The sequence below is a fragment of the Leclercia sp. genome (genome assembly GCF_036780805.1).
In the GTDB taxonomy this organism is placed as follows: Bacteria; Pseudomonadota; Gammaproteobacteria; order Enterobacterales; family Enterobacteriaceae; genus Enterobacter.
The window spans coordinates 1-11,057 of the sequence record NZ_DAIQCE010000023.1; the positions used below are offsets into that span (position 1 = coordinate 1).

Below are 11,057 nucleotides of genomic sequence, written 5' to 3' on the forward strand. Positions count from 1 at the left end.
CCGGACGCGGCTGGCAGCGTCGTGCCCTGCTGCTCCCGCAGGTGCAGGCCGTGGCCCAGCAGCTGGTACATCACCCCTTCCAGCAGCAGCTGGCGCGACAGGCTGCTGCGCTCGCGCTGGCGGGCATGCTGAATGCCGGCCAGCACAAAATCGGGCACCTGCCAGACAAAGGTAGGCGCGTTGAGCTTCTCCCACTGCTCCAGCAGAGAGGCGAGCAGGCTTTCGCGGCGGGCATCGTCGGGGTAAACGCCAAACGAGAGGGTTTTCAGGGCGATATCGGCATCATGACGGGCCGACATCGCCTGCTGTTCGCTCAGCCTGGCGCTGAACGCCATGCCGGGCCGTACCGCGTAGACTTCACCGCTGAGGGTCAGGGTCACGCAGCCTTCCAGCACCACCAGCACGTACAGCGGGCTGCTGTGGCGGGAGGTAGTTTCATAGGGTTGCAGAACGCGGACATCGGAATGGGTTAACGAAATGCCGGACGGCAGGATCATCTCTTCGACATCGCCGTGCAGAACGGGGCTGGTGCTGGCACAGGTATCTGTCAACAAGGGGAAGCGATAGTCGATGCCGTAGCGCTCGCCGAACACCTTAAAGTCTGCCACGGAAAAGGTTTTTTTCGTTGCAGCGGTCGGATTATTGAGCGTTGTGTTGGACATACCTGCGCCTGGAGGAAGCTATTAAAAATAAAACAGTATCACTCCTTTAACGCGGCGGCAATGCAGGTATATTCCGCCTCGCTTAATATGTATTTAAACGCTGGCATGATGCCAGCGTTTAAATATTATTTTACGGCGATGCTGTTAATCAGGCCTCTTGCCAGCTGGCAAAGGTGTCTTCATGATTTTTATTCAGCACCACTTTATTACCTTCTATTTTGTCGACCCATCCCAGCGGGATATAATGGTGTTTGCCGCCGGATTCAGAATCGTTTTTTGCCAGCTTAATACGCTCGCCATCAAGATGGTCAACCGTGCCGACATGGTGACCGCAGCTTGCAACAACCGGAGCATGTTCCTTGATTTCACTCTTGTTTACCATAATTAATTCTCCTCAACAGATTTCTACGGGTTGTGACACGACACTAACTGTAGACCATAAATAAGTTACTTTCCGTCTCATTAGCATTTCGAAACATTATTCCCGGAGCGCGCCAGAGGATGTATTAAATATATAAGAATGAACTGAGAAATATTCCAGGCACGTCATTATGTCGCATAATTACCATCACGCACTTAACACGGAGGCATATATGGTAGAAGCGCATCGCACCGAAATATCCCTGGCTCTTGGTGAAGCGGTTTTAGATGTTGTGCAAAAAGGCCAGGAGGTGTCGAGAGAAAGTCTGGCACGGGCCATGAAAAGTAAAGCCGAACGAGAAAGCGATGACGAGCGCCTGCTTGATTACTGGAAAGCCTGTCACATCCTCGCGGCATAAAGATGTCGGCGTGGGGCCTGCGCCCCGCGCCGCCTTGACGATCATTCGTCGAAGAACCAGTAGCCCTGGTTAATCAGCCCGGTCAGCTCTTCCACAAACGCCGGGTTTTGCAGGGCAGCACCCAGCTCCGCCTGGCCCAGCTCGGTGTAGCGGCACAGCGCATCCGCCGCGGTTGCGTCCACCGTCTCCAGCTGTTCGCTGTTGATAAAGAAGCTGCCGCCGATGTTCAACACCCGCAACCCGCTGAGGCGCGTCAGGGTTTCGCCGCCCAGCAGCGCGTCGAGCACCTCTTCCGGGGCATACTCCGGCTCGGCAGGGGCAATATCCAGCTCGTGACGCGGCGTGGAGATAAAGCTGCCAAACCATTTTTTAAAGTCATCCGGCTGGCCGATCATCTCGATCATCATTTTCTGCAGGCGCTCGAGTTCGTACTCTTCCACCCGGCCCGGGTGTTCACGGCAGGTCAGATCCGGATCGCTGTAATGCTCGCCGCCGAGATCGTTTTCCAGCGCGTAATCGGCAAAGCTGCTGATCAGATCCCGGCCGTTCGGGCCACGGAAGCCCACGGAATAGTTAAGCGCCGTCTCGTGGGTGAAACCGTCGTGCGGGAATCCAGGCGGAATGTAGAGGATATCGCCCGGGGCCAGATCTTCGTCGATGATCGGCTCGAAGGGATCGACATGCAGCAGCGCCGGATGCGGACAGAACTGACGCATCGGCAGCTTGTCCCCCACGCGCCAGCGGCGGCTGCCCATCCCCTGAATGATAAACACATCGTACTGGTCGATATGCGGGCCCACGCCGCCGCCCGGGACGGAGAAGGAGATCATCAGATCGTCCAGACGCCAGTCCGGCAGCACGCGGAACGGGCGTACCAGCTCGGCAGCCGGTGCATGCCAGTGGTTGACCGCCTGCGCCAGCAGCGACCAGCCGGTTTCGCCTAAGCCGTCGAAGTGCTCGAACGGACCGTTGCTGGCATGCCATTTACCCTCTTTATGGCTGACCAGGCGGCTGTCCACTTCCGGCTCCATCGCCAGCCCCGCCAGCTCGTCCGGGCTGATAGGATCGATAAAATTGGGCAGGGCGTTCTTTAAAACGACAGGTTTCTTTTGCCAGTATTTTTCTAAAAATTCCGGCCAGTTCAGGTTGAGTTGATACGCCATGGTTAGCACCAGTGAAAAGACAAACGGGCCTGATTATAGAAAGAGGCCGGGCAAGGCTGCCTTGTCGTGGGTCAAGCGGGGATGAAATCTGCTGCATTCAGCCTTTCGCATGACACAGCCTGACAGTTTCACGCTTTATCGTGAGCGCGAGTTGCAGAGCGACTTATATCGTTAATCACAAAGAGTGCACTGTTATGAGGCCTGTCATGAGCCCGTTTATCGAACTGCCCGTTTCCGCCAATGTGAAGACCCTGATGGGTGTTTATACGCGCAAAGAGAGTCCGTCCGTGTTTGCGCCTGTGGCCTGCGAGCTGCCCGCGGGGCGCCGTATCAGCGTGCAGGCGGCGGTGGTCGGCGATGCGGTGCAGGGCAATCCGCACTGGTACCGGATTGATGACGAGACCTTTATCTGGTCGGGGGCCTGCACGCAGATTGAACCCTGCCCCGAGTTTCCGCCCTGCACCCGGGTCAACTGGACGGCGGTGGTGTTTGAGGTGCGTTAGGCGCTTATCACCCGTACATCCTGCGCCGCAAAGGCCGCAATCGCCTCGTTGTCCAGGCTCGCCTCCACCACCAGCACGTCGATATCGCTGCTTTTCGCCACCACAAAGCGCGCCACGCCGGGGATTTTATCGGTGGTGAGCGCCACGATGGTCTGGCTGCTCTGGCCGATCACCGCTTTCTTGAACTCGCAGTCGGCAAAGTCGAACCCGGTCAGCCCCATGCCCGGATCCATCGCACAGCCGCCGATAAACGCCTGATCGAAAATAATCCCCTGGATCTGACTCGCCGCCGTGGCCCCCACCGCGCCGCCGGAGGTGCGCTGGATCTGACCGCCGGTGATGATCACTTCGCACAGGGGATGCCGCAGCAGCTCCGCGGCGATGGCCGGGGAGTTGGTCACTACGGTGAGCGCCAGATCCGGCGGCAGGGCCTTCGCCAGCGCGAGGTTGGTGGTGCCGGTATCAATAAAAATGCAGCTGCCCGCGTTGATCAGGGTTGCCGCTTTCTGCGCGATTGTGACTTTTTTTGCATGATTTTTTTGCTCACGGCTGTAGAAGTTTCCGGCGTCCGCCAGCTGCAGCACCGCCCCACCATAAACCTTCTTACAGACCCCTTCTTTGCTAAGCTCATGTAAATCACGGCGAATGGTATGTTCCGACACCTGCATCCGGGTCGCCAGCTCGGCGCAGACCACCCTGCCATTTTCCTGCAGGATCTGGCGGATCACATCTTGTCGTTGTTCCGGGAAAGCTGCATAATCGAGCATAAATAATCTTCTCTGGATTTGAATCGAGCAACAATGCGCATAATGTTGCATGACGGCGCGCTCTGTCAATCCACCTGGCCCGAAACCGGAGCGTCACGATGAAATACTATGATGATTACCGCCAGCAGGTGCCTGCCACCCAACCCTATGACGGCTTCCTGTTTGCGCCTGTGACCGCAAATTCGCGCCCCGGGGAGAAGGTGCAGCACAAAACACCGGCCTCTCCCTCACTGAAACCTAATAAGGATGTGAAATGACCCCGCAGACCACCGGAGCCGTTCATCGGCTTGCCACCCGGATCGTCTTTTTTATTGCTGGCTACGTGACCGCCACCTGGGCGGTGCTGGTGCCTTACGCCAAGGCCAATACCGGCGTTAACGAGGCCACGCTCGGCTCGCTGCTGCTCTGCCTCGGAATGGGGGCGCTGATTGCGATGCCGCTCACCGGGATGCTGACCAGCCGCTACGGCTGTCGCCGGGTGATTGTCACCGCGATGGCGATCGTGCTGCTCACCACTCCGCTGCTGGCGATCCTTCCGGATCCACGCCTGCTGGCCGCCGCCCTGCTGCTGTTCGGCGTCGGCGTGGGGGTGACGGACTGCGCCATGAACATCCAGGCGATCATCGTCGAGCGCGACTCGCCCACGCCGGTGATGTCCGGCTTCCACGGCATGTACAGCGTCGGCGGCATCGCCGGCGCGGGGGCGATGACCCTGCTGCTGACTCTCGGAGCCAGTGCCTTTGTCGCCTGCCTGATTATCATTTTGAGCGTGATCCTGATGCTGGCCTTCAGCCTGAGAGGGCTGCTGCCCTGGGCTAACCCCGCCTCCGGTCCGGCCTTTGCGGTGCCACGCGGCGTGGTGCTGCTGATTGGTGCCATCTGCTTTGCGGTGTTCCTTGCCGAGGGGACGGTGCTGGACTGGAGCGCGGTGTTCCTCACCGAGGTGCGCGGCGTGCCGGAGTCGCTGGGCGGGCTGGGCTTCACCTGCTTTGCGGTGGCGATGACCATTTTCCGCTTAACCGGCGACAAGCTGATCGCCCGCACCGGGGCCCTGCGCGCGGTAGTGGGTGGCGCGATTGTGGCCGCCATCGGCTTTGCGCTGGTGACCTTTATGCCGCTGTGGCAGCTGTCGCTGCTGGGCTACGTGCTGGTGGGTGCCGGTTGCGCCAATATCGTGCCGGTGATGTTCTCCGCCGTTGGCCGTCAGACCCGCATGCCGCAGGCGGTCGCCGTCCCGGCTATTACCACTCTGGGCTATCTCGGCGTACTCGCCGGACCCGCCATTATCGGCTATGTGGCGCATGCCACCTCCTTAACCCAGGCGTTTATGGTCATTATGCTGCTGATGCTGGTCGTCGCCGCGCTGTCCGTGACCGTCACCGCTAACCAACCCGCTCGCAGCGAGGGATGATATGAATATTGCACACGTCGCACTCTGGACACACAACCTGGACGCCCAGGTCCACTTCTGGGAAACGGTGTTTGGCGCACGCCGCAACGAACGCTACCTGAGTAAAAACCGCCCGGGGTTTGCGTCGCACTTTATGACCCTCAGCGACGGCCCGACCATCGAACTGATGACCGTCCCGGATCTGCCTGGTGCCCCGGCGCACGCGGAGTTTGTCGGCTGGGCGCATATCGCCCTGAACGTCGGTAGCAAAGCGGATGTGGATCGGATGGCGGAGCAGGCGCGGCTAAATAACACGCTGTTAAGCGCTCCAAGGATGACCGGCGACGGCTATTATGAAGCGGTGATTGCTGATCCGGACGGGAACCGGATTGAGCTTGTAGGGGAGTGATTTCCCGCTGAAAAATATCAGAAGCAAAAGCCCCGCAATGCGGGGCTTTTCGTTTATTTCGTTTGTTGTATATTTCGTTTATTTCGATTAAAGTTCTTTTTGGTGTACTTCTACTCACCGTAACCATGAAACTCGACATTAACTGGAATACTGAAATGACAAACTCACTTCTGAACAGCCTTACGTTACCGGCTCCAAAGGAGATTGAGGCAGCGGTACGCGGACAAAGGGAGCTTGCTACGTTTCTGTCCACCAGGCAGGAAACGCAAAAAATTACGATCCAGGATGCACAGGATGTCACTCATCAAATAGAGCTGCCCACCTCTTCACTGACGCTTCTGATGAGCATTCTGGGCGAGCTGGCTGCGGGCAATGCCGTGCAGGTTGTGCCCGTGCATGCCGAATTAACCACGCAGGAAGCAGCCAATATCCTGAACGTTTCTCGCCCTCATATGGTGAAACTTCTCGAGGAAGGCAAGCTACCTTTCCATAAAACTGGCCGTCATCGCCGCATTCTTTTCGCAGACCTGATGAAGTACAAAGATCAGCGTGATGCAGAAAGCATACAAGCCCTTCGCGAGCTGACGGAACAAAGTCAGGAGCTTGGCTTTTACTGATGACACACTCACCTTATCCCGTCGTTCTTGATGCCTGTGTACTTTACCCATCAATGCTGCGGGACCTTCTCATGCATATTGGGAAGACGGGCTTATATCAGCCCAAATGGACTACTCAGATACATGATGAGTGGCAGCGAAATCTGCTTATCAACCGCCCTGATATTACGGCAGACCAGCTGAAGCGCACCGAAACACTCATGAATAAAGCCTTCGGCGATGCCTGCGTATCAGGCTATGAGAGCATTATTGACGGCCTTAGCCTGCCCGATCAAGATGACCGGCATATGCTCGCCGCAGCTATTCGTTCGGATTCCGAAGTGATTGTGACCTACAATCTTAGCGATTTCCCAAGTGGAAACCTCGCTGAATTTGATGTCGAAGCGCTCCATCCCGATGAATTTCTGTCGGACCTTTTCGACCTGAACCATGCGTTGGTTCTTGAGGCGGTAAGAATGCAGCGGTCGCACCTGCGCAAGCCTACCCTTACGCCAGACCAATTTTTGCAAAGCCTGCTGCAGTTGGGCTTGCCAAAAACCGTAACCGAACTGGAAAAATACAGAGTAATGATTTAGCCCTTTCTCCGGCAGGCGCTTGAACCTACGGCGTTTATAAGTCTCCCCTCCTCAATTGGCGACAATTCAACCATTCCTGGCCTACGCTTATCCAATGTGAAAAGCGGTTTTGAATACTCACCCCACGCTTTCATACAGTTATCATATTGTTAAATGATAATGATAATTAATGTGTTAGAGTTATTGCGTTCGAAAGCTGCCGCCATAACCGCTTGAACAGTACGGAGGTAGTTTTCACGCTGAGCGAAATCCTCTCATCTCTGTCAGGCTGAATCATTGGGGCTATTAATGGAACACATTGTTTACGTCGTTGATGATGATCACGCTGTCAGGCGGTCCGTGGTGGGGCTGCTGGAATCCGCCGGGCTGAACGCCCTCGACTTCTCTTCGGCAGAATCTTTTCTGCAGCACACCTTTGAAGATGTGCCCTCCTGCGTGATCCTCGATATGCAGATGCCCACCATCAGCGGGTTTGAGGTGGCGGATACCCTGAAGGCCAGCGGGCGCGAAATCCCGATTATTTACCTCACCGGCCACGGCACGATCCCCATGTCGGTGAAGGCGATGAAGGGCGGCGCGTACGAGTTTCTCACCAAGCCGGTAGCGTCGAACGATCTGATCGACTCGATTGGCGCGGCGCTGAAACTGGCGGAAGAGAACGCCTCGCACCTGCGCGAGCAGTACTCCCTCAGGCAGCGCCATCTCTCCCTCACCCCGCGCGAGCAGCAGGTGTTGCAGCTGGCGATCAGCGGGATGCTGAACAAGCAGATCGCCGCCGAGCTGGGGGTGAGTGAAATCACCGTTAAGGTCCACCGCCGTCGGGTGATGGACAAAATGCAGGCCCGCTCGCTGGCGGATCTGGTCAGGGCCGCCGAGCGCCTGACCTGAACCCTGCCCTCAGAGTGATGCCTCGCTCGCCGCCAGCGGCAGGGTAAAGGCAAAGATACAGCCGTGCGGCTCGCGGTTGCGGGCCGTCAGCTTGCCCCGGTGGCGCTCGATAATGCTGTAGCTGATGGTCAGCCCCACCCCCATCCCCTGGGCTTTGGTGGAGTAGAACGAGTCAAAGATGCGCTCGCTCAGCCCCGGCCCGATGCCGGTACCGCTGTCGGCGATTTCAAAAGCGATCCCCCCGCCCTCCGGGTTCGACGTCGACAGCAGCAGGCTGCCAGGACGATCCTTGATCTCGGCCATCGCCTCTATCGCATTCATCACCAGGTTCAGCAGCACCTGCTGGATCTGCACGCTGTCCCCCACGATAAAGCTGTCCGTCGCCGCCAGGGCATAGCTGACGCTGATGCGCCGCTGCTCCAGCTGGCTGCGCGACAGGGTGATGATGTGCCGCACCAGATAGTGCAGATCGATGCGGGCGAAGACCGGATCCTGCTTGCGGGTGAGGGACTGCAGGCTGCGGATGATCTCCCCTGCCCGCTCGCCTTCGGAGACGATCTCCTCCAGCCCGATACGGGCCTTATCCAGCCGGGCCGGGTCGCGGTTGAGCCAGCGCAGGCTGGCCCCGGCGTTGGCAACAATCGACATCAGCGGCTGGTTGATCTCATGGGCGATGGACGAGGTCAGCTGCCCGACGGTGGTGGCGCGCGAAACGCGGGCCAGCTCCGCCTGGGCCACGCGCATCGCGTCTTCCGCCGTCCGCTGGGTGGTGATATCGGTGATGATGCCGTAATACTCGTTCACTTCGCTGCCCACCCCCACCGGATCGCCAATCCCCAGAATGGTGCGGGTGGCGCCGTCGGCGCGGATAATGCGGAACTCGGCGCGCATGGTCAGGCCATCGCGCACGCTCTCGGTCACCAGAGTGCTGATGCGCGGATAATCATCCTGATGGACGAAGGTCAGGAACTCGGCCATCGAGATCATCTTCTGCTTCTCCGGCAGGCCGAGAATACGGGCGTACTCTTCCGACATAAACATCAGATCCTGCTGTAGCTCCCAGCGCCAGCTGCCGGTATGGCTGATCTGCTCCCCCAGCATCAGCGAGGTCTGGCTGGCCCGCAGCTCTTTCTCGACCCGGCGGCGCTGGAGGTTCTCCTCCAGCAGCTCGGCGTACAGCCGGGCGGTCTCCAGCGAGATGGCGGCATGCGCCCCCAGCAGGCTGACCACCCGGGAGTGTTCCACGGTAAAGACCTCCGGCATCAGGCGGTTCTCCAGATAGAGCACCCCCACCAGCCGCGCCTGCTTGAACATCGGCACGCACATCACTGCCGCCCCGGAGGTCACCAGATAGGGATCCTGGCTGAAGGGGTGGAACTCCTCCGGCTTGCCGGTGTGGATCTCCTGCCCGGTGCGGATCACCGCCGCCAGCACCGTCAGCGGCATGTCGGTGGCCATCGGCACCTCTTTGCGGATCTGCACCCGCACCCCGTCGGTGGTGGTGCTGGCGCTGGCCTCGATCTCAGGGATGTTGTTGTCATTTACCCGGATCAGAAAGCCGCGCTGGGCCCCGGCCCGCTCCAGCAGGATGGTCATCAGGGTTTCGATCAGCCGTTCGAGATTGATCTCCTCCGACAGGGCGCGCGAGGCTTTGATCACGCTCTGCAGATCGCGGATCTCCTCGTTGCGGGCAAAGGCCACCGTGTCCCAGGCGTTGGCCTGTCCGGGGGCCAGCAGATACGGGAAATCCCGCTCCAGCTGGCGTATTTTGGACTGCGCCCCGGCCCGGCCCCAGGCGGTCATCGCCCCGCGGAAATGGGCATCGGCAGCGGTGGTGTAACCGCAGGCGTGGGCGAAGCGCCCGGCCAGCTCGTGGGCCAGCGCGTTGAACGGGTTAAAGCCGCCATCGCGGGACAGGCGCACCGCCTTCTCGTACTGCTCAAGGGCGATGCTGTTCATGCCGTCCAGCCGCACGATCTCGGCGTAGATCAGCGCCTCTTTATCGGCAAAGGTCGCCGGGTTGATGCGCGCCCAGAGGGCGATTTTGTCGTAATGGAGGTGGATCTGGCGGCGCAGATCGGCGGAAAAGGTCTCCGGGGTCAGCTGCTGCGAGAGCGCCAGGGCGCTGTAAAGATGGTAATCCAGCAGATGAATATGGCCCGGGGCGGACCATGCGAACCGCCCGGCCTGGTCGAGATTCTCTGCCGCCTGCGAGAATTCGCCACAGGCGAAGTGCGCCATCCCGCGATAGAGCCAGAACCAGAACAGCATGGTGGAGGTCTGCTCCGTGGCCTGCTCGGCGGCAGCGGGCAGCAGGGAGTGCGGCAGCACCTCGCTGGCGCTCCAGTGGCCGCTCACCGGGGTGCGCAGGTGCTCCACATAGTGGCGCTGCATCAGCAGGATCGCCTCCACGTCCTGGTAATGGGTTTTGCGCACGAAGGCCAGGCCGCGCTCGATGCTGGTCAACACCCCGTCGAGGTGATCGCCCCGGGTGAGGAAGTTGATCACCTGGTGGCAGGCGGCGAAGCAGGCCACCGTCATGTCCCCGTGGGTCACGGCGGAGGTGAAGCAGGCTTTGGCGCACTCGATGGTGTAGCCCAGCGGCTGGGTCCAGACGCTGAGCTGATCCAGCGGCAGCAGGGTTTTGGCCTCAAAGGCGTCGTAGCCGTGGCGATTAACCAGCTCCCGGGCCAGGGTGCCGTACTGAAAGCCGAGGCGATATTCGGCGTAGCGGTGACCAATCAATACTCCGAACCACGCCATCGCCGGGGCGGACGCGCCGGTAATGCCGTGATCCAGGGTCAGGTGCATCATCCGGCACAGCAGGATGAAATGCAGGCGCGAGCGGGTAAAGCTGGCGAACACGCAGGCGCTGTTGAGCAGGTTCATCACCGCCTCGGTGTCGCCATCGGTCATTAGCGGCAGCCCGGCAAACTGGCCCTGCGGGTTATCGCCCACGCGGCTGCACAGGCTGTGCCAGGCCTCGTCGCACTCGGCAGCCTCCGGGTCGCGGCTGACGTGAATGCCAAACACCGCCAGCCAGCTCAGGGCCGCCTCCAGCGCCAGCCGGGTGTCGGACTGGCGCATATAGACTTCGGCCAGCAGGTTGGCCGCCAGGGCTTTTTCCGCCAGCCCGCCGGGGGAATTGAGAATGCGGTCGCAGAGTCGGCGGGTGCTGTCGAGGTTGCCCAGCGCGAACTGGCAGCCGGCCTCCTCGCTGTTCAGGGTGAAGTCGCTGGCGTTCTCCGGCAGCGCACCGGCGTTGCCCAGCGCGCGGGCGGTCTGGATATAGCTCAGGGCCGAC

General features: G+C 59.7%; 12 protein-coding genes and 1 pseudogene. 8 read left to right on the forward strand and 5 right to left on the reverse strand.

Annotation, left to right across the window (positions count from 1 at the left end; all coding sequences use genetic code 11):
- Both V7Q49_RS23370 and V7Q49_RS23375 read right to left on the reverse strand, forming a co-directional pair.
- Positions 1–662 (reverse strand): annotated as a pseudogene (locus tag V7Q49_RS23370) (AraC family transcriptional regulator); the annotation flags it as partial.
- 148 nt (positions 663–810) lie between these two features.
- A complete protein-coding gene (locus V7Q49_RS23375) occupies positions 811–1,044 on the reverse strand; it encodes a DUF2171 domain-containing protein (protein ID WP_333855691.1) in 234 nt (77 codons plus the stop codon).
- Between the two features lie 211 nt (positions 1,045–1,255).
- Here V7Q49_RS23375 and V7Q49_RS23380 point away from each other — a divergent pair, with 211 nt between their 5' ends.
- Positions 1,256–1,441, forward strand: a complete 186-nt coding sequence (locus V7Q49_RS23380) for a DUF2767 domain-containing protein (RefSeq protein ID WP_333855693.1) — start codon at positions 1,256–1,258, stop codon at positions 1,439–1,441.
- A gap of 41 nt (positions 1,442–1,482) precedes the next feature.
- Here the strand turns inward: V7Q49_RS23380 and V7Q49_RS23385 are convergent, their stop codons facing one another.
- On the reverse strand, positions 1,483–2,604 hold the full coding sequence (locus V7Q49_RS23385; RefSeq protein WP_333855695.1) for a ribosomal protein uL16 3-hydroxylase: 1,122 nt from the start codon (positions 2,602–2,604) through the stop codon (positions 1,483–1,485).
- A gap of 206 nt (positions 2,605–2,810) precedes the next feature.
- Here V7Q49_RS23385 and V7Q49_RS23390 point away from each other — a divergent pair, with 206 nt between their 5' ends.
- On the forward strand, positions 2,811–3,107 hold the full coding sequence (locus V7Q49_RS23390) for an SH3 domain-containing protein (RefSeq protein ID WP_333855697.1): 297 nt from the start codon (positions 2,811–2,813) through the stop codon (positions 3,105–3,107).
- Here the strand turns inward: V7Q49_RS23390 and V7Q49_RS23395 are convergent.
- Entirely contained in the window at positions 3,104–3,874 is a 771-nt protein-coding gene (locus V7Q49_RS23395; protein WP_333855699.1) for a DeoR/GlpR family DNA-binding transcription regulator, read from the reverse strand. The two genes, V7Q49_RS23390 and V7Q49_RS23395, sit on opposite strands and share 4 nt — an antisense overlap.
- A 98-nt stretch (positions 3,875–3,972) precedes the next feature.
- Between V7Q49_RS23395 and V7Q49_RS23400 the strand changes: the two genes are divergently transcribed.
- The 6 genes from V7Q49_RS23400 (at position 3,973) to V7Q49_RS23425 (ending at position 7,753) form a co-directional block, all read left to right on the forward strand.
- The gene (locus V7Q49_RS23400; RefSeq protein ID WP_333855701.1) at positions 3,973–4,131 is read left to right on the forward strand and encodes a hypothetical protein; all 159 of its coding nucleotides are present in this window, start codon (positions 3,973–3,975) and stop codon (positions 4,129–4,131) included.
- The gene (locus V7Q49_RS23405; RefSeq protein WP_333855703.1) at positions 4,128–5,285 is read left to right on the forward strand and encodes an MFS transporter; all 1,158 of its coding nucleotides are present in this window, start codon (positions 4,128–4,130) and stop codon (positions 5,283–5,285) included. Before V7Q49_RS23400 ends, V7Q49_RS23405 begins: the two co-directional genes overlap by 4 nt.
- A gap of 1 nt (position 5,286) precedes the next feature.
- Positions 5,287–5,673 (forward strand): VOC family protein, encoded by a 387-nt coding sequence (locus V7Q49_RS23410; protein WP_333855705.1) that lies wholly within the window; start codon positions 5,287–5,289, stop codon positions 5,671–5,673.
- Between the two features lie 155 nt (positions 5,674–5,828).
- On the forward strand, positions 5,829–6,290 hold the full coding sequence (locus V7Q49_RS23415) for a helix-turn-helix domain-containing protein (protein ID WP_333855707.1): 462 nt from the start codon (positions 5,829–5,831) through the stop codon (positions 6,288–6,290).
- Positions 6,291–6,361: 71 nt separating this feature from the next.
- Positions 6,362–6,865, forward strand: coding sequence for a PIN domain-containing protein (locus V7Q49_RS23420; RefSeq protein ID WP_442913096.1), 504 nt, complete (start codon positions 6,362–6,364; stop codon positions 6,863–6,865).
- 288 nt (positions 6,866–7,153) lie between these two features.
- Complete coding sequence (locus V7Q49_RS23425) at positions 7,154–7,753, forward strand: response regulator transcription factor (protein ID WP_333855711.1); 600 nt, start codon at positions 7,154–7,156, stop codon at positions 7,751–7,753.
- Positions 7,754–7,762: 9 nt separating this feature from the next.
- On the opposite strand, the gene V7Q49_RS23430 is transcribed toward V7Q49_RS23425, so the two are convergent.
- The coding region (locus tag V7Q49_RS23430; RefSeq protein WP_333855713.1) for a GAF domain-containing sensor histidine kinase at positions 7,763–11,057 on the reverse strand (3,295 nt) is incomplete at its 5' end.

Bases quoted from the DNA above. Each gene is read 5' to 3' on its own strand.
- V7Q49_RS23425 (WP_333855711.1), top strand. From the start codon at position 7,154: ATGGAACACATTGTTTACGTCGTTGATGATGATCACGCTGTCAGGCGG.
- V7Q49_RS23390 (WP_333855697.1), top strand. From the start codon at position 2,811: ATGAGCCCGTTTATCGAACTGCCCGTTTCCGCCAATGTGAAGACCCTG.
- V7Q49_RS23415 (WP_333855707.1), top strand. From the start codon at position 5,829: ATGACAAACTCACTTCTGAACAGCCTTACGTTACCGGCTCCAAAGGAG.
- V7Q49_RS23420 (WP_442913096.1), top strand. From the start codon at position 6,362: ATGCATATTGGGAAGACGGGCTTATATCAGCCCAAATGGACTACTCAG.
- V7Q49_RS23385 (WP_333855695.1), bottom strand. From the start codon at position 2,604: ATGGCGTATCAACTCAACCTGAACTGGCCGGAATTTTTAGAAAAATAC.
- V7Q49_RS23400 (WP_333855701.1), top strand. From the start codon at position 3,973: ATGAAATACTATGATGATTACCGCCAGCAGGTGCCTGCCACCCAACCC.
- V7Q49_RS23375 (WP_333855691.1), bottom strand. From the start codon at position 1,044: ATGGTAAACAAGAGTGAAATCAAGGAACATGCTCCGGTTGTTGCAAGC.
- V7Q49_RS23405 (WP_333855703.1), top strand. From the start codon at position 4,128: ATGACCCCGCAGACCACCGGAGCCGTTCATCGGCTTGCCACCCGGATC.
- V7Q49_RS23380 (WP_333855693.1), top strand. From the start codon at position 1,256: ATGGTAGAAGCGCATCGCACCGAAATATCCCTGGCTCTTGGTGAAGCG.
- V7Q49_RS23395 (WP_333855699.1), bottom strand. From the start codon at position 3,874: ATGCTCGATTATGCAGCTTTCCCGGAACAACGACAAGATGTGATCCGC.
- V7Q49_RS23410 (WP_333855705.1), top strand. From the start codon at position 5,287: ATGAATATTGCACACGTCGCACTCTGGACACACAACCTGGACGCCCAG.